The sequence below is a fragment of the Dietzia sp. UCD-THP genome (assembly GCF_000349585.1).
Lineage (GTDB): Bacteria > Actinomycetota > Actinomycetes > Mycobacteriales > Mycobacteriaceae > Dietzia > Dietzia natronolimnaea_A.
Genome location: NZ_KB714653.1, coordinates 22,731 through 41,507, shown reverse-complemented (window position 1 = coordinate 41,507; position 18,777 = coordinate 22,731). Strand labels below are relative to the sequence as shown.

Annotated in this window: 7 protein-coding genes; 4 read left to right on the top strand and 3 right to left on the bottom strand. The window is 71.9% G+C overall.

From position 1 onward, the window contains the following. The first annotated feature begins 104 nt into the window (after positions 1 to 104). From H483_RS32260 to H483_RS32245, 4 genes are all read left to right on the top strand, one after another. Complete coding sequence (locus H483_RS32260; protein ID WP_017837471.1) at positions 105 to 1,070, top strand: cutinase family protein; 966 nt, start codon at positions 105 to 107, stop codon at positions 1,068 to 1,070. A 111-nt stretch (positions 1,071 to 1,181) separates the two neighbouring features. Next, positions 1,182 to 3,182, top strand: a complete 2,001-nt coding sequence (gene fadD32, locus H483_RS32255; RefSeq protein WP_017837470.1) for a long-chain-fatty-acid--AMP ligase FadD32 — start codon at positions 1,182 to 1,184, stop codon at positions 3,180 to 3,182. An 87-nt stretch (positions 3,183 to 3,269) separates the two neighbouring features. Next, positions 3,270 to 8,282 carry a polyketide synthase Pks13 gene (pks13, locus tag H483_RS32250; RefSeq protein ID WP_017837469.1) on the top strand — a complete coding sequence of 1,671 codons (5,013 nt, stop codon included), beginning with the start codon at positions 3,270 to 3,272 and terminating at the stop codon, positions 8,280 to 8,282. Next, the gene (locus tag H483_RS32245) at positions 8,279 to 9,832 is read left to right on the top strand and encodes an acyl-CoA carboxylase subunit beta (RefSeq protein WP_017837468.1); all 1,554 of its coding nucleotides are present in this window, start codon (positions 8,279 to 8,281) and stop codon (positions 9,830 to 9,832) included. The genes pks13 and H483_RS32245 overlap by 4 nt, the downstream gene beginning before the upstream one ends. A 273-nt stretch (positions 9,833 to 10,105) precedes the next feature. Here H483_RS32245 and H483_RS32240 read toward each other — a convergent pair whose 3' ends face one another. Genes H483_RS32240 through H483_RS32230 form a run of 3 tightly spaced genes read right to left on the bottom strand, consistent with a single transcriptional unit; the run spans position 10,106 to position 18,776 of the window. Then, positions 10,106 to 13,435 carry an arabinosyltransferase domain-containing protein gene (locus H483_RS32240; RefSeq protein WP_017837467.1) on the bottom strand — a complete coding sequence of 1,110 codons (3,330 nt, stop codon included), beginning with the start codon at positions 13,433 to 13,435 and terminating at the stop codon, positions 10,106 to 10,108. Between the two features lie 22 nt (positions 13,436 to 13,457). Further along, on the bottom strand, positions 13,458 to 16,802 hold the full coding sequence (locus H483_RS32235) for an arabinosyltransferase domain-containing protein (protein ID WP_052308383.1): 3,345 nt from the start codon (positions 16,800 to 16,802) through the stop codon (positions 13,458 to 13,460). A gap of 12 nt (positions 16,803 to 16,814) precedes the next feature. After that, entirely contained in the window at positions 16,815 to 18,776 is a 1,962-nt protein-coding gene (locus tag H483_RS32230) for an arabinofuranosyltransferase (protein WP_031264994.1), read from the bottom strand. Between the last annotated feature and the right edge of the window lies 1 nt (position 18,777).

Here is an 18,777-nt window from a genome sequence, read left to right as displayed (position 1 = left end):
GACACGCCGCGGGGGCCCGTGGAACCCGTCGGCCCCGTGGCGCGTTGGACGTGTCGTCGGCCGCCCGCGGACTCCAGTCGGGCGTCCGGGAAGGAGTTCGAATCGTGGCTCGTGGATCGCGTCGTGGAGGCGGCCGCCGGCTCGGGTGCTCGCTCGGAGCGCTCGTCCTGGTGGTCCTGCTGGTGTTGGGGATCGGCTGGTGGCTCGGGGACCGTGGGTTGCCGACCGGACCGGAGGGCCCGCTGCCCGGCCCGGCTGAGCCGGAACTGACCCAGCCCGCGGACTGCCCCGACGTGCAGATGATCGCCGTGCCGGGGACCTGGGAGAGTAGTCCCACCGACGATCCGTACGCGCCGTCCTTCCTGCCCAACGCCCTGCTCAGGACGATCACCGATCCGCTGTCGGAGCAGTACCCCACCGAACGCCTGGAGGTCTTCACGGTCCCTTACGTGGCGCAGTTCCGGAACCCGCAGCGCCCGGACGAGATCACCTACGACCAGAGCCGGGCCGAGGGCACGGATCGTGCGCGCGCCGAGCTGGTCGCGACGCACGACCGTTGCCCGTACACCTCCTACATCCTGCTCGGCTTCTCGCAGGGCGCCGTGATCGCCGGCGATCTCACCAGCGAGATCGGCACCGGCAACGGACCCGTGCCGGCCGACCTGGTCCGGGGATCGGTGCTCATCGCCGACGGGCGGAGGCTGCCCGGCGAGGGCCAGTCACCGGGACTGTCGCCGGGGACGGGTCAGGGTATGGAGATCTCGCTCCAGCCGGTCACGGGTTTCACCCAGCTCATCGCCGGCGCCACCATGACGGGCCCCCGGCCCGGTGGCTTCGGGGAACTCGCCGACCGGACCGCCCAGATCTGCGATTCGCGGGACCTCATCTGCAACGCCCCGCTCAACGTGGTGGACGGCGCGGCCCGGTTCCAGGAGTTCGTCGCCAACAACGCCATCCACGCCATGTACGCGACCAACCCGGACGTGGTCATGGGGACGACGGTCCCGGAGTGGACCATCGGACACGTGCGCGAGCTCGTCGACTCAGCACCGGAGATCGCCCACGACTGACGGTCCGACCGAGTACCGTGCATGGGCGCGACACGCCTGCCCGGGTCGGGGATTCGGAGTTCGGATGTGCGCGAGGGCACGCTGTAAGATCGACCAAGCTTGTCGCCCGGTATGTCCGAGGTCGGCGACGTCGACCATCCAGTCATCGGTTCGGAACGGAGCAACGTGGAGTTCGAGCAGTACCACGACGCCAGCGGGGCGATCGTCATCCCTGATCGCACCACCCTGGTCGACTTCGTCGAAGCCAACGTCTCCGCAGCGCGCCGGGACCCCGCGGCGGACGGCCTGATCTACCGGTACATCGACTACTCGTCGTCGAGGCAGGGTGAGGTCTCCGAACTGTCGTGGTCGGACTTCGGTGACCGGCTCTACGCGATCGCCGCACGACTGCAGCAGGTGGCCTCGCGGGGCGACCGGGTGGCCATCCTCGCCCCACAGGGTCTCGACTACATCGTCTCCTTCTTCGCCGCCATCCACGCCGGCCTCACCGCCGTCCCGCTGTTCGATCCCGACGAACCCGGTCACCATGACCGCCTCCACGCGGTCCTCGGGGACTGCGCGCCGTCCGTCATCCTCACGTCGACCGAGTCGGCGGCCGGCGTCCGCACGCTCTTCCGTGACCTGCCCGCCCGTGAGCGCCCCCGCACGGTCGCCGTCGACGCGATCCCGGCCGAGCTCGGCTCGGGCTGGTCTCGGCCCGACCTCGGGGCGGACGACATCGCCTACCTGCAGTACACCTCGGGATCGACCCGTGTCCCCGCGGGCGTCGAGATCACCCATCGCAACGTCGTCACCAACGTCATGCAGCTCTTCGACGGGCTGGGCCTGACCCGCGCCTCCCGCGGCGTCACCTGGCTCCCGCTGTTCCATGACATGGGCCTGCTCACCGTGATCCTGCCCGCGATGGGTGGTGCCACCATCACCGTCATGAGCCCCCGGGCCTTCGTGCAGCGGCCCGGACGCTGGGTCACCCAGCTCGGAGCGATGTCCGACGGCGACGGCGTGTTCGCCGCGGCACCCAACTTCGCGTTCGAGCACGCCGCCCGCCGTGGCCTTCCCCGGGAGGGCGAGTCGCTCGACCTGACCGGCGTCACCAGCATCATCAACGGATCCGAGCCGGTCACCCCCGCCTCGATGCGCGCGTTCAACGAGGCGTTCGCCCCGTACGGGCTGGCACCGACCGCCATCAAGCCCTCCTACGGCATGGCGGAGGCGACGCTCTTCGTCTCCTCGCCCCGTAAAGACGACGAGGCGATCGTCATCCACGTGGACCGGGAAGACCTCAACAAGGGGGTCATGACCGTCCTGGACCCCGACTCGGTCGAGGGGAACGAGGACGCCATCCCGCAGGTGGCGTGCGGGTACGTGGCGCCCAGCCAGTGGGCGGTCATCGTCGACCCGGGAATCGACGGGGCGACGGGCGAGCACGACGGAACCGGCCGTGAGCTCCCCGAGGGGCGGGTCGGTGAGATCTGGCTGCACGGCACGAACGTGGGGCAGGCCTACTGGGGCCGGCCGGAGGAGTCCGAGGCCACCTTCGGCAACAAGCTCACCGAGCGCCTGGCGGAGAACTCGAAGACCGTGCGCGAGTTCGGCACCGTCCCCTCCGACGCTCGATGGCTCCGTACGGGTGACTTCGGCGCCTACGTGGACGGTCAGCTGTACATCACCGGGCGGGTCAAGGACCTCGTGATCGTCGCGGGGCGCAACCACTACCCGCAGGATCTCGAGAACACCGCGCAGGACGCCTCCTCCTCGCTGCGTCCCGGTTTCGTGGCCGCGTTCTCCGTGCCCGCCAACCAGCTCCCGATCGAGGCCCGTAACGGTGCCGTCATCCCCGCCGATGACTCCTCGGAGACCCTGGTCGTGGTCGGGGAGCGCGCCCCCGGCGCGGGCAAGGCGGATCCCGGACCCATCGCGGACGCGGTCCGTTCTGCGATCTCGGCGAGGCACGGTGTCACGGCCCAGGACGTGATCCTGGTCCCCGCCGGGTCCATCCCCCGTACCTCGAGCGGCAAGATCGCCCGCCGCGCCTGCAAGGCCGCCTACGTCGACGGGACACTGCGGGGAGGCCACCAGCAGACGGCGTTCCCCGACGAGCCGACGGGGTAGTTCCCGGACCGGTTCACGGCACCACACGTGCGCGGCGGCGACGGGCGAGCACACCGGACGAGACCCGATCGAAAGGCGATCCCCACGATGGCACAGAGCGAGATGACGGTAGTAGAGCTCCGCGACTGGTTACGGGGGTGGGTCTCACGGGCCACCGGTCTGGACGGTGCCAAGGTGACCGACGACCGTTCTCTCGAGGAGTTCGGACTGTCCTCCCGCGACGCGGTGACCCTCTCGGCGGATCTCGAGGACCTCCTCGGACGACCACTGGACGCCACGGTGGCGTACCAGCACCCCACCATCGCCTCCCTCGCCGAGTACGTCGTCAACGGTCCGGCCGAGATCGAGGAGCCGGCCGATCTGCACACCTTCCGTCACCGAGGTGCGGGCATGGAGTTCGACGTCGCCGTCATCGGGTTCGCCACCCGGTTCCCGGGTGGCGCGGACTCGCCCGAGGCCACCTGGGAACTGCTGTCCGAGGGCCGGGACGCGACGAGCCCGCGCCCGGCGACCCGCTGGTCCGAGTGGGCGGGTGACGCCTACGTGCAGCAGGTCCTGGCCGAGGCCCCGGACCGGGGCGGGTGGCTCGACGACGCCGAGGTGCGCGACTTCGACGCGGAGTTCTTCGGGATGAGCCCCCGCGAGGCGGAGATGGTGGACCCGCAGCAGCGGCTGGCGCTCGAGCTCACCTGGGAGGCCCTGGAGCACGCGCACCTGCCCGCGAGCGATCTCAAGGGCCACGAGGTCGGCGTGTTCATCGGCTCGTCGTCCAGCGACTACCAGGTGTTCCTCACCTCCGACTCCGCCGCCGCCTCCCCGTACGCGGTCACCGGCGCCTCCAACTCGATCATCTCCAACCGGGTGTCGTACACGTTCGACTTCCGGGGCCCGTCGATGACGCTCGACACCGCGTGCTCCACCTCGCTCGTGGCGATCCACGAGGCCGTCAACTCCCTGCGCCTGCACGAGTCCGACCTGGCTGTGGCCGGTGGCGTCAACATGATGCTGGCGCCCGCCGCCACCATGGGGTTCGCCAAGACCGGGGCCGCGCTCAGCCCCGACGGGCGCATCAAGGCCTTCTCCTCCGACGCCAACGGCATCTGCCGCGCGGAGGGCGGGGGACTGTTCGTCCTGAAGCGCCTGTCCGAGGCGGAACGGGACGGGGACGTGGTCCTCGCCGTCATCAAGGGCTCCGCGGTGAACTCCGACGGTCGCTCCAACGGGATGACCGCCCCTAACCCGGACGCCCAGGTGGCGGTGCTGCGCCAGGCGTACGCCGACGCCGGGGTGGACCCCAGGGACGTCGACTACATCGAGGCCCACGGCACGGGCACGATCCTCGGTGACCCCATCGAGGCCACCGCGATCGGACAGGTGCTCGGCCGCGGTCGCGCCGCCGACCGTCCGACCCTGCTGGGCTCGGCCAAGACCAACTTCGGTCACATGGAGTCGGCCGCCGGTGCCGCGGGTCTGGCCAAGATCATCCTCGGAATGGGTCACGACTCGCTGCCGCCCACCCTCAACTTCGCCGGGCCCAACCCGTACATCGACTTCGACGCCGCCCGGCTGAGCGTCGTCACGGAGAACCGGCCCTGGCCGCGCTACAGCGGCCGGGCGCTGGCAGGGGTCTCCGGATTCGGGTTCGGTGGCACCAACGCCCACGTCGTGGTGGCCGAGTACCAGCCTGCGCCGGTCGGGGGCGCGCGGACGCCGGTGATCGAGCAGGACGACAGCGCACACGACGGCGGCCCCCGGGAACCCGACGCCCGGGACGACGTGGCCCGCAGCGTCACCGAGGCGGTCGCCCGCAACGCCGAGGCCCTGGCCACGACGGGCACGTCCGCCCCGGGCGCGGCCGCCACCGTCCTCGTGGTGTCCGGCTCGTTGCCGTCACGCCGCAAGGCCACCGCCGGTCAGATCGCCGACTGGCTCGAGGCGCAGGACGACTCCGTGGACCTCGGCGCCGTCGCACGCACCCTGGCCACCCGCAACCACGGCCGCTCCCGCGGCGCCGTCGTGGGCCACACGCGCACCGAACTCGTGGCGGGCCTCCGCGCCCTGGCGGCCGGAGACCCCGGCCCCGGAGTCTTCAGCGCGGACGCCCCCGCGGGCACCGGCGACGTCTGGGTGTTCTCGGGCTTCGGTGCACAGCACCGCAAGATGGCCAAGGAGCTGTACCTGTCCAACCCGCTGTTCGCCTCGTGCCTGGACGCGGTGGACGACCTCATCGACTTCGAGGCCGGGTACCGGATGGCCGAGATGTTCCTCGACGACTCGGTCACCTACGAGTTGGAGAACGCCCAGGTCGGAATCTTCGCCGTCCAGGTCGCGTTGGTCGACACTCTCAAGGCTCTCGGCGCCAAGCCCGAGGCCGTGATCGGCCATTCGATGGGTGAGGTCGCCGCCGCCTACGCGGCGGGCGGGCTCAGCCTGGAGGACGCGGTACGCGTGATCTGTGTGCGCTCGCGCCTCATGGGCGACGCCGAGCAGCAGGTCTCGGACGAGGACGCCGGCGCCATGGCGCTGGTCGAGTACTCGGCCGAGGAGATCGCGCAGATCATCGCCGACCATCCGCAGTTCGCCTCGATCGAGCCCGCGGTCTACGCCGCCCCCACCCACACCACGGTCGGGGGCCGTGCCAAGCCCGTCGCCGAGTTCGTGGCCTGGGTCGAGGAGCAGGGCAAGTTCGCCCGCCAGCTCCAGGTCCGCGGCGCCGGGCACACCTCGGACGTCGACATGCTGCTGGGTGAGCTGGCCGCCGAGATCGCGGGCCTGGAACCGCGCGCGCTCACCTCCGGCCTGTTCTCCTCCGTGGACAAGGAGACCTTCTACCGGGCCGGCCACGAGCCGATCCACGCCGAGGAGTACTGGGTCAAGGGCATGCGGCACTCGGTGTGGTTCACCCACGCCGTGCGCAAGGCCGTCGAGGCCGGGTACGTCACCTTCCTGGAGTTCGCGCCCAACCCGGTCGCCGCGATGTCCGTGGCCGCGACGTGCTTCGACGCCGGACTCATGGAGCCCAACCTGCTCCACACGCTCAAGCGCAAGGAGTCGGAGGCCGACACCCTGCTCCACGCGATCGCGCAGCTGTACGTCCACGGCCACGAGGTCAACATGGACCAGGTCGTGGAGATGCTGCACGGCTACGTCACCGGCCCCGGGCGCTACGCCGCGGTGCCGAGCACGGCGTGGAAGCGCCGGACGCTGTGGCCGACGGTCACCGCCGGCGGCGGGTCGGGCGAGGGCCGGATGCCGGGCTCCCACGTCGCGCTGCCCGACGGCCGTCACGCGTGGCAGGTCCGCGCCGAGGTCGTGCCGAGCGTCGACGCGTTGATGTCGGCGGCGGCCGCGTCCGTCCTCGACGGAGCAGTCCTGACCGCCGTCGACCGCCCCGGGGTCCTCCCGGTGGCGGGCGCGGTCACCACCACCATGACCCCGCACCCCGGAGGTGCGTCGTTGCAGGTGCACGCGCACACGGGCGACGGCGCCGGGCAGGCCTTCACTCTCGTCGCCGAGTGCGCGGTGAGCGGTGGGACGCCGATTGACCCCGAGGAGCAGCCGGGGCCGCACTACGTGTCGGCCGAGTCGGACGCGCCGGTGGTGGACAGCGACGACGACGACGAGGCGGACACCCGCTGGAGCCCGGACTCGGGCGAGTCGATCGGCGACCGCCTGGCCCGGATCGTCGGGTCGGCGATGGGCTACAGCCCCGACGACCTGCCGCGCGAACTGCCCCTGCTCGACCTGGGCCTGGATTCGCTGATGGCCGTGCGGATCAAGAACCGTGTCGAGCACGAGTTCTCCATCCCGCCGCTGGAGCTGCAGGCGATGCGGGACGCCTCGATGAACGACGTCGTGCAGATGGTGACCTTCGCCGTGGAGAACCCGGACAAGGTCGGCGAGCTCGCGGACCAGCAGGCCCGCGGTGAGGGCGTGGTCGACCTCGCCGCCCTCAAGGGGGAGGCGCCCGCCGGTGGTGGCGCCGCGGCAGAGGGGGGCGCCGGCGAGATCGCCATCGCGCCACGTGACGACACCGAGCGGATGGCCTTCGGCGCGTGGGCCGTGGTCACCGGCGCGGCGGCGCCCGGCGTGACCGGGACTCTGCCCGCGATCGACGAGGCCACGCGGACCGCGCTGGCCGAGCGGCTGTCGACACGCTGTGGCGGCGAGATCACCGCCGAGCAGCTGGCCGGGGCCACGACGATCGCGGAAGTCGCCGACCTGCTGCGTCCGTTCACCGAGGTGGCGGTCGAGGGCAACATCCGCGTCCTGCGTGAGGGCTCCGCCGACAGCACCCCCCTGTTCCTGTTCCACGCGGCCGGCGGGTCGTCGTTCGTGTACGAGCCGCTGGTCGATCGCCTCGACGGCGACACCCCGGTCTACGGCGTCGAGCGCACCGAGGGGCCGCTGGAGGAGCGGGCCGCCGGGTACCTCGACAGGATCCGGGAGATCGCCTCGGGGCGGCCCGTCGCGCTCGGCGGCTGGTCCTTCGGTGGCGCCCTGGCGGTCGAGGTCGCGCGTCAGTTGCGGGCCGCCGACGACGTCGTGGCGCTCGTGGCCCTCCTGGACACCGTGCAGCCGTCCGAGCCGGTCCCGAACACCCTCGACGAGGCGGAGGCCCGCTGGAAGCGCTACTCCGAGTTCGCCAAGCGGACCTACGGGTTGGACGTGGATGTGCCCCGGGAGTTCCTCGCCGAGCACGGTGAGGACGGGGTGCTGGGGATGCTTCTCGAGGGCCTGGGGGCGGAGGCGAACGCCATGGGCGGCGGCGTCATCGAACACCAGCGGGCGAGCTTCGTCGACAACCGCATCCTCCAGAGCGCGGACCTGTCCACGTGGTCCGGGGTCGGCGCGGAGGTGCCCTTCGTGCTCTACCGCGCCGAGCGGATGCACGAGGGTGCGATCGAGCTCGAGCCCCGTTACGCCCACGTCGACACGGACGGCGGCTGGGGCAGGATCGTCAGCGATCTCGAGGTGGTCCAGCTCAAGGGTGACCACCTCGCGGTGGTAGACGAACCCGTGGTCGGTACGGTCGGTAAGCATCTGGCGCGTCGGCTCTCGGAGATCGACGCGGGAGTACTGAAGGGATCGGACGCGTGACGGCTAGGACCACCGCGGAGAAGCTCGCAGAACTGCGGGTCAAGACCGAGCAGGCCCGGGACCCGGGTAGCGAGCGGGCCAGGGCACGCCGCGACGCCGCGGGCCACACGCCGCCGCGGGAGCGCATCGCGGAGCTGCTCGACCAGGGCAGCTTCGTGGAGATGGGCCAGCTGGCCAAGGCTCCCGGGAACCCGGACAACCCGTTCGGGGACGGAGTGGTGACCGGTCGCGGCACCATCGACGGCCGCCCCGTGGTCGTGTACGCGCACGACAACACGGTGTTCGGCGGGTCGGTGGGCGAGGGCTTCGGCAAGAAGGTCTGCGCGATCATGGACTTCGCCCTCAAGGTGGGGTGTCCCATCATCGGGATCAACGACTCCGGTGGGGCCCGCGTCCAGGACGCCGTCACCTCGCTGGCGTACTACTCGGAGATCTCCAAGCGCCAGTACCCGGCATCGGGGTTCATCCCGCAGATCTCGATCATGCTGGGCAAGTGCGCCGGCGGCGCCGTCTACGCGCCCGTGACCACCGACTTCGTGGTGGCGGTCAAGGACCAGGCGTACATGTTCGTCACCGGACCGGACGTGATCAAGCAGGTCACCGGCGAGGACATCTCCATGGAGGACCTCGGCTCCGCCCTCCAGCAGGCCAAGAACGGCAACGTCAACCACGTGGCGGTGAGCGAGCACGACGCCTTCATGTACGTCCGGAACCTGCTCAGCTTCATGCCCTCCTCGGCGGCCGAGAAGGCACCGCGGATCAACCCCGGTCTCGAGCCGGAACCCACCGTGTCCGACCTGGAGCTCGACTCGATCATCCCGGACTCGGACAACGCGGCGTACGACATGCACGACGTGCTCATCCGGATGTTCGACGACGGCGAGTTCGTCGAGACCTCGGGCCAGTTCGCCCCCAACATCATCACCGGATTCGCCCGGGTCGACGGCGAGTCGGTCGGCGTCGTGGCCAACCAGCCGCTGCACCTGTCGGGGTCCCTGGACATCGACGCCTCGGAGAAGGCCACGCGGTTCATGCTGCTGTGCGACGCCTACTCGATCCCGATCGTCTACGTCGTCGATACCCCCGGGTACCTGCCGGGTGTTCAGCAGGAGAAGCTCGGCATCATCCACCGCGGGGCCAAGATGGGCTACGCGGTCGCCGCGAGCTCCGTGCCCAAGGTGACCTTCGTCGTCCGCAAGGCCTACGGCGGCGCCTACGCCGTGATGGGGTCCAAGAACCTCGGCGGCGACCTCAACTTCGCCTGGCCCACTGCACGCATCGCGGTGATGGGTGCCGAGGGCGCGGTGGACCTGCTGCAGCGCCGGCAGATCGAGGAGGCCGGACCGGAAGAGGGTCCCAAGCTCCGCAAGCAGCTGATCGACATGTACAACGAGTTCATCGCGACCCCGTACTCGGCCGCCGAGCGCGGGTACATCGACGCGGTGATCGAACCGTCGCAGACCCGCCTGGTCCTGCGCGGCGCGTTGGCCCAGCTGCGCGACAAGGTCCGCAACGAGCCCCCGCGCAAGCACCCCATCGCCCCGCTGTAGCGCCCCCGCCGGCTAGCCGGAGCCACCCCGCCCCGCCCCGCGCCGCTCCTACCCTCCCCGCCCCGCCCCGCCTCGCGCCGCGCCGCTCCTCGGCTTATGCGTCCTCTTTGCCCGCTTTCACGCCGGGTGCGCGGCCGGTCTGGACCATTCCGCCCGCGCGAGTGGTCAGAGGCCTGCGAGGACGAGCGGCGAGGCCGAGCGGCGAGGCCGTGTAGACGACCGCGGCCCCGCCCTCGATGGGCGGGGCCGCGGTTCGCTGCGGACCAGAGGACCCTATTCCGGGTCGGTCACGAGGATCGGACCCTCGGGCCGCCACCAGCCCCAGCGGGTCTCGGTCCCGGTGGTCACCTCGGCCGGCGCGGGCGCGTCCTCCTGGTATGTCCCCAGCGGGGTGTACGCCTCGATGGAGCCCCAGTCCCGATTCCAGTCGTGGCGCAGGTACGAGGGGATCGTGCGGGCGCGCTGCGCGACCTCGATCCACCCGAGCGGGCCACCGGACTCGTACGACTGCCACGTGGTGGTGGCGGCGACCGCCAGCGGCCGGTCCGGGAGGATCCGGTACTCCGGCAGCTCGGCGACCCCCGCGTAGTGCGAGAACGGGCGCTGGCACGGGAACTGCAGGCTCACCGCCCAGTCCAGCATGACGGGCGACTCCGAACCGACCAGCTCCTGGACCGTGACGAGCTCCGGCGCCCGCGGCGGGGTGATGGCCGCCCACTGGTCGGGGGTCAGGTCGTCGTCGTCGACCAGGATCCGCATGACGTCGGCCTCGGCCGGCACGTCCTGCATGTCCACCCGCAGATTCCGCCAGGTGGGGGCGGGGCCGATGTCGAACGGCACGACGGGCTCGCCCACCACGTCCGCGCCGCCCTCGGTGCTGCGGCCGAACTCGACGATGACCTCCTGCCCGTACCGGTACAGGCCGTCGGCGTCGTAACGTCCGATCCGTCCGGCGGCCGAGATCACCAGGAGCGGATGCGTCTCGCGGTTCTCCGGCAGCCGGTACCAGCCGGTCTCGAGACTCGCCTCCCGCTGCGGGCCCACCAGGTAGGACCCGAGCACCGGTGTGGTGGCCGGGTCGAGCCCGAAGGGAAGGGCCACGGTCGACTGGTTGACGCCCTCGGCGCCCTGGCCGCCGGCGGTACCCGCGCTCTCCCCGGTGCTCACGGTGGGGCCCCCGCCCGGCTCCTGTGTGGTGTTGGCGGCACCGGGATCGGCCACCACCGCGTCCGCCGACAGGTCGGGTGCGACGCCGTCCGGCGTGAACCCGGAGTTGCCCCCGGCCTCGATGGCCGCGGCGCGGTCCGCGGGGTCGATCGCACCGTCCGGTCCGGGTGTCGCGTCGAGCGGGGTGAGCATGCCGTTGTTGGCATCGGGTTCCACCAGGACGCGGTCGGCGAGCATGCACGGATTGCCGGCGAGCGCGGAGAAGTTGCCCGCCGCGATCGTGTACGCCGGGTACTGCTTGTGGACCCCCTTGGCGAAGGAGGCGATGGAGAAGACGACGAGCAGCCCCGCGACCACCGCGATGGGTGCGGCCGCGATCGTCCGCATCCGCCGGCGGCCCTCCCGGGTCTCGGGCGCCTGCGTGCCGGTGTAGTCCTGGCGGAGGTGCTGCCAGCCGGCGTAGGCGAAGGTCAGCACGGCCAGGCCCAGCAGGACGGTGGCCGCGTCGATGCCCCGGATGCTGGGGGCCTTGTCCCACCAGGGGATGCCGTAGCTCGAGACGTACCACCAGCCGTTGGGGCCGGCGAAGGCCAGGGCGAGCACCACCAGGGTGATCCCCAGGAACACAGTTCTGTTGCGGGCGGTGCGGACCGCGGACGCGGAGATGGCCATGGCGCCGAGCGCCGCGATCGCCGCACCGATCCCCGCGTACACACCGAAGTGGTGGGTCCACTTGGTGGGGGAGAACATCATGAAGAACGCGGTGCCCACGACCACGCCGACCAGGCGCCAGACGGGACCCGAGGCCGCGCCAGGGATCTTGCCGCGGCGCAGCAGGGTCCCGATCACCATGACGAGGCACAGCAGGACCAGCAGGACCGGGAGTCGACGGGAGAGCGAACCGTCGACCGTCGGGATCATCAGGTAGTAGTAGCGGACGAATTCCTCGAACCAGTTGAGGTTGGGGCCGATCTCGCCCCGTACCCGGATCGCCTCGAGCACCGCGGCCAGCGACTGGATGCCGAAGACGCTGATGAGCACCATGGTCCCCGCGGCGAGCACCGGGGCCACGAGCGCCAGGCGCGAGCCGACCTCGCGTCCGCGCACCACGACGGTGCGCAGGACGGGGCGCAGGCCCATGAGCAGCGCGGCGACCGCCATCAGTCCGGTGGGGCCGGTGGCCAGGGAGAACGAGGCGAGGATCACCGCGACCGCGTACGGCAACATGCGCCGGGTCGCGATGGCGCGTTCGACCGACGTCCAGGTGAGCAGCGCACCGAGGGCGATGACGGGCTCGGGCCGCAGGCCGTTGTTGAAGGCCATCCAGAAGGCGAGGAACACGGCGGCGGCGCTCCACACCACCACCGGGGTGGTCCGCGCGGCGCGGCCGAGCCGCGGCAGGACCTCGCGGCTGATGACGAGCCAGCACAGGATCGCCGCGATCAGCGCCGGCAGCCGCATCCACGGGCTGGCGGTGGACACGTGGGCGAGCATCGTGAGCAGGTCGTAGTAGGGGGAGCCGAACGGCGATTCCGGGACTCCGTACCAGCGGTAGTAGTTGGCCATGTAGCCGGCGGGGTCCGCGGCCCGGGCCATCGACATGATGTACCCGTCGTCGGAGGTGTTGCCGCCGACGAAATGCCACACACCGAGCGTGCCGATCACGGCCACGTCAGGGAGCCGGATCCTGAACCACCCGCGGGGCAGGAAGCGGCGGGAGCGGCGACCGTCGGTCTGGTCGAGTCCGTGCAGGGCCCACAGGGCGATGGCGGTGGCGATCAACCCGATCACGATGGCCGCCCACTTGAGGGTGGTCGGGTCGGTGGTGAAGCGCGAATCGACCTCGACGGCCACCTCGAGGCCGGCCGGGACGGCGGTGTCGGAGGGCAGGTCGGTGTAGATGCCCACGACCATCGGGCGCAGGTCGTCGGCGTCGACCCGGCGGGTCGCGGCGGGGTCGTCGATACCCTCGAACGACGCCTCGACGTAGGTCGGAGTCGCCACCACGCTCAGCTGGCCGCACCCGCCACCGGCGACCTGGTCACGCGGTGCGGAGACGATGACCCGGTTGCGGGAGACCACGTCGACGGTGTCCGCGGAGGCCCGGACGAACAGGGCCCGGTCGCCGGCCTCCTCGCCACCCGCCGGGGCGGTGGACAGCAGGATCCCGCCGTCGGCGGGAAGGTCCGCGACCAGGGCGCAGGGGACGGTCGCGGTGAACCGCTGAGGCGAATGCGCCATCAGCGGCGCGGTCACCGAGTCGACCGATCCGTTCTGTGGCCACTGCACGCTCGAGGTGGTCTGGCTGACCGGGAGGAACGGCAGGGACAGGAAGCATAGGGTGCCCAGGAGTCCGCTGACGATGGCGATGAGGCGGAGCCTCGCGACACGGGCGTCGGCGGCGACCGGGCCGGAAGCTGCGGGGGAGTCTGACACGACGTCCGATTCTAGGCGACGGTCACCTCATGGGACCCGGCGTGGTCCAGCCCCACTGGATGGAACTGCTGCGAACGAGGTCCGCGGGCGTCGCCCCGGGGTCGAGGGGTTCGAACCGTTGGAGCGAACCCCAGTCCCTCGACCAGTCGTGGTCGAGGTAGGTGGGCACGGTGACGGCCTCGACCGTCTGCGTGGTCCACAACAGCGGGCCGCCGCCGCCGGCGCTCTGCCACCAGTTCGCCGCGGCCGAGGACTCGCGGTCGGCGAGGATCCGGTAGCGGGGGATCTCGGCGACCCCGCCGTTGTGGACGAACGGGCGTTGACACGGGAAGGCCAGCGCCACCACCCAGTCGACGAGCACCGGGTCGGTATGCCCCACGACCTCGTCGAGAGTGCGCAGGCGCGGGTTCCGCGGCGGGGTCACGGCGAGCCACCAGTCGGGGTCCAGGTTGCCGTCGGTCGCCACCACGCGGACGACCTCGGCGTCGGCGGGGATCGATTCGAGGGGGATCCGGAGGTTGCGCCACGCCGGGGCGGGACCGATGTCGACGGGGGTCGTCGAGCCCATGACCTCGAAGTCGGTGGGGCCCGCCGCACCGACCCGTCCCGGCCGGCCGTACTCGATGGTCAGGTCGCCGTTGCCGATGCGACCGGCGACGGCCATGACCAGCAGCGGGCTGTTGGGTCGGCGGGCGGGCAGCTCATACCAGGCGGAGGTGAGCTCGGCGGCGACCTGGGGGCCACGGCGGTAGGAACCCAGGACCGGTGTGGTGTCGGGGTCCAGGCCGAAGGGCAGCGCGACGGTCGAGCCGTTGACGGTGACCTCGCCGCGGCCGCCGGTGGTGCCGGCGTCGACACCGTCCCCCGGTTCTCTTTCGCCCGAGTCGGACAGGGCCAACGACCCGGAGGCCTCCGCGCTGTCGACGGTGATCGTATCGGGCAGGCCGTTGGGGGCGAACCCGTTGACCACCCCGGCACCGAGGGAGATCTCCGGCCCGGCGCCGACGGCGCGGAGGAGTCCGTCGTTGGAGTCCTCCTCCACCAGGACCGAGTCGGCGAGCGAACACGGCTCCCCGCTCAGGGCGCGCAGGTTGGCGCGTCCGACCGTGTAGGCCGGGGTCTGGACGAACACGGCGGTCACGGCGGAGACGAGCTCGAAGATCACGACGGAGAACGCCACGATCGTCAACGGGGCGCCGTCGATGCCGGGGCCTCGTCCGGCCCCGACGCGGCGTCGATCGCGGGTCCGGGCGGCGGGGGTGTCCGGACCCGACCGGCGGAAGGGCAGGGCCCGGGTGAAGCGGCGGGCGAGCGTCCCGTCGGGCGAGTCGGGCAGGATCCCGGCGTGGATGAGCCCGGCCACGAGCAGGCACACCAGGCCACCGATGAACGCGACGTACTGGACCTGGACCCCCAGCACGTCGGGGAAGGTGTCTGAGAACGGGATGCCGTAGTCGGAGACGTACCACCAGGTGTTGTTGGTGGCCGTGGACAGGCCCACGACGAGGCACAGTGCCGCCCCGACGAGCCACCGACTGCGGCGCAGTGAGACTGTCGAGGACCGCAGGGCGATCACCGCCAGCACGGCCAGTGCCCCGGCGAGTCCGGCGAACACGCCGAAGTGGTGGGTCCACTTGGTGGGGGTGAACACCAGGAACAGCAGTGAGCCGGCGATCACGCCGATGAGCCGGCGGGACGGTCCGGCGGCGGCCCCGGGGATCCTGCCCCGGCGCAGCATCACGGCCGTGACGAGCGCGAGGCACATCAGCATGAGCAGGACGGGGAAGCGCCGGGCCACACCGCCGTCGGCGGACACCCCGAACAACGCCTCCCAGCGGTCCTTCTCCCCGTACCAGGGAAGGCTCGGGCCGAGCTCGGTGCGGATGCGGGTGGCCTCGAGGACGGCGGCGAGGGTCTGGTCGGCGAACACCGTGTAGAGCAGGACCAGTCCCACCGCGAGCACCGGACCGAGGATGGGGGCCCAGCCGACCACCAGGGCGCGGCGGCGGACCATGCGGACGAACTCGCGTGCGCCCGCGGCCAGGGCGGCCACACACATGAGCCCGGTCGGCCCGGCGCCGAGGGAGAACGCGGCCACCCCGATCGCCGCGACCCCCGGGACGAGCCTGCGCGTGGCGATGGACCGCTCCACGAGCGACCAGGTGAGCAGCGCGCCCAGCGCGATCACGGGCTCGGGCCGCAGTCCGTTGTTGAACGCCATCCAGAAGGCCAGGAAGAGCGCGGCGCCCGTCCAGCGCGGCCGGTGCCAGGTGCGGGCGAGCCGGCCCAGGCGCGGGACCACCTCCCGGCTGATGATCAGCCACGCCAGGATGCCGCACGCCAGGGTGGGCAGGCGCATCCACGGGCTCGCGGTGGACACCTCGGCGAACAGCCGCAGGATCTCGTAGTACCAGCCCACGGGGGACTCGGGGGAGCCGAGCCAGCGGTAGTAGTTGGCCATGTACCCGCTGGGTCCCGCCGACCGGGCCATGGTGAGCAGATAGCCGTCGTCGGAGGTGTTGGCCCCCACGAGATGCCAGAACCCCAGGATGCCGACCACCACGCCGTCGACGGCCGACAACCGGGTCCACGACCGGGGGACGACCCGGCGGCCGGACCGTCCGTCGATCCCGTCGAGGCGGTGCAGGAACACCACCGAGGCGAGGGTGGCCAGGACGCCCAGCGCCATCATCGTCAGCTTGAGCGCGGTGGGGCTGGACGAGTACCGCGAGTCGACGGTGATCTCCACGGTCGACGAGCCCAGCCCCTCCGGGGCCGTGGTGGGCGTCAGGTCCGTGAAGATCCCCGTGACCTGCGGGCGCATGGTCCCCGGGACGGCGGCGCGGACGGGGTCCTCCCCGTCCGCACCGTCGTCGTCGGACAGTCCGGAGAGCTCCGCGACCAGGATCCCGACCTCGGCCCTGACACGCAGGGATTCGCAGTCCGGGTCGCGGAGGGCGGACAGCGGGACCGAGAGCAGTGGCGTGTTCCTCACCGCCACTTCGATCGCCGGCTCGCCCGCGGCGTCCGTGGAACGTTGCACCACCAGACCGTCGGAGATCCGGCCCGGTGCGCCGTCGGGCAGGGTCGAGAACACGATCGTGTCGTCGGGGACCTCGGCCAGCGGGCCGCAGGGGGCGGTGATGGTCAGGTCCAGCGGCCTCCCGGAGACCAGGGGTGCGGTGACGGAGGCGTAGTCGGGCCCGGCGGTCCAGCGCACCTCGGTGGTCTCCTGGTGGACGGGCAGGAAGCCGGCGAGGATGGCCAGGAACGCGCCGAGGAAGCCGGTGATGACGGCCAGGCGACGGTCACGGTCCATCCCCGGGTACGGGTGAAGCCCGAGGGGACTCCCGTCGCTCGCCGTCACGGTGTGGTCACCTCATCGCACCACGATCACGGCGAACGGACCCACGTCGTGGACCTCGAAGTGGGGGCCGGCCACGGCCTCCGAGGGGATGGTGACGCCGAACCGGCGGACGTTGGGGTCGTTGGGATAGGTGTCCTCCGCCAGGCGCAGGGTGTACCCGGAACCCGAGGGGCGGGCGACCACGGCGTCCGGGCGTCTCCAGGGCGTGCCGGTCATCATCGCGTACAACTCGTCGGCGTCGGTGGAGTCCTCCCAGCCGATCATCGCCTCGTTGCGCTCGGCGTACCGGCCGAGCGGGTTGGCGTAGTGGGAGGTCACCGCCTGGTAGGCCAGGTACGGGTGGTAGGCCAGGAAGGCGTCGGCGGTGCTGGCGACGACGAGGTCGGTCCTCTCGCGGTCCGGGAACGCCTCGAGGATGACGCTGTCGATCTCGGCGTAGTGGGACTCCGGTCCGGGCGGGTAGCGGTCGGCGCGCTCGCCGTCGCCGTCGGTGTCCGTGTAGGCCAGGCGGATCTCCTCGTGCAGGTGGTCGGGGATCCCCTGCGCGTGGGCGAGTGCGGCGAGGGTGGCCACGACGCCCACGACGGCGGTCGCGCGGCGACGGCGGTCGGCGGCCTCGGCCGCGGGCCGGTCGGCCCCACCCTGGCGTCCGGCGGCGTGCACCACGAGGCCCGCCAGGTCGGCGATCGCGAACACCCCGGCCACCACCAGCAGCAGGATGAGCACCGGCTCGAGCCGGAAGCCCAGCATCGTGGTGCCCAGGACGGTGACCGCCATCGATGCCAGGCTCCACAGGTACACGGCGACCACGCCCAGGCCCAGGGCCTGCGCCCGACGGGAGGTCCACGCCCGGGCGACGATCCACACCAGCCCGGCCAGACACACCCAGCCCGTGAGGCCGCCCGCGGTCATGGGTAGCGGCAGGCGGGCGCCGGCGTCGGGGAGGTAGTGCATGGCGGTCCCGGAGTCCGCCGGGGCGCCGCGAGAGGCGGCGAGGAGGTAGGGCGCCCACACCACCAGGGCGAGCAGGATCGACCCCACCCCGATCGCGGCGAGGCGGGCCGCGGGCAGCCACGGCGGGAACGGGGCCGGCGAGGAGTCCTCCGGCCCGCGGGCGCGGCGTCGCAGGATCGCGGCGACGGTCGAGACGACCGCCATGAGGACCACGGTGCCCGCGGCCAGGCCCGTGTACAGCGTGTACGTACTGGCCGAGGCTCCGAGGAACAGGGTGGTGGCCAGCGCGGCGCCGCGGCCGGCGTGCGGGACCGTCGGGGCGACCGCGTGCCAGGCCAGGATCAGCATCGGCGGGATGAACAGGGCCACGACCGCCCCGTAGGGCTCGGGGGATCCGTAGGCCAGCATCACCGCCGTCGAGCTCACGCCGACCACCGCGCCGAGGTCCGTGCGCAGCAGGCGGGTCCAGAGCACCGTCACCAGGGCGGCGGCGATCGCCATCGACAGGATCGACCACGGCTTGTAGGCGGCCCATCCCTCCAGGCCGACGAGGTTCGCGAAGCGCCCGCCCAGCCAGAACCAGCCCGACGGGTAGAACGACGGCAGGTCGGCGTACGCCATGTCGGGCAGGCCCAGCGAGGTGGCCGAGCGGCCGAGGAACTGGGTACGGAACTCCTGGTCCACGCTCACCCCGTGCAGGTACAGCCGGGACGCCGCGAGCGGGATGCCGAGCGTGGAGGCCACCAGCAGGGCCGACCCCGTGGGGGCGGCGAGCTTACCCAACCGGACCAGTCCGGCCCGCCCACCCGGACGCTCGCCCGCGCGGGCACACAGCACGCCGGCCACCACCAGGGCGAACGCGGCGCACTGGCCGACGACCGTGAGTGCCCGCAGCACGTTGGAGTTGCCGTAGGCGGGGAACGAGACGAGGGAGAAGCCGACCAGGACGACGGCGGTGACGGCCGCGGCCAGCAGCATCGCCGCTCCCACCAGACCCGGCCCCCGGAGCGCCACCGGCATG

Excerpts from the sequence above, each read along its gene's own strand:
- fadD32 (WP_017837470.1), top strand. The coding sequence starts at position 1,182 with ATGTCCGAGGTCGGCGACGTCGACCATCCAGTCATCGGTTCGGAACGG.
- pks13 (WP_017837469.1), top strand. The coding sequence starts at position 3,270 with ATGGCACAGAGCGAGATGACGGTAGTAGAGCTCCGCGACTGGTTACGG.
- H483_RS32230 (WP_031264994.1), bottom strand. The coding sequence starts at position 18,776 with ATGCCGGTGGCGCTCCGGGGGCCGGGTCTGGTGGGAGCGGCGATGCTG.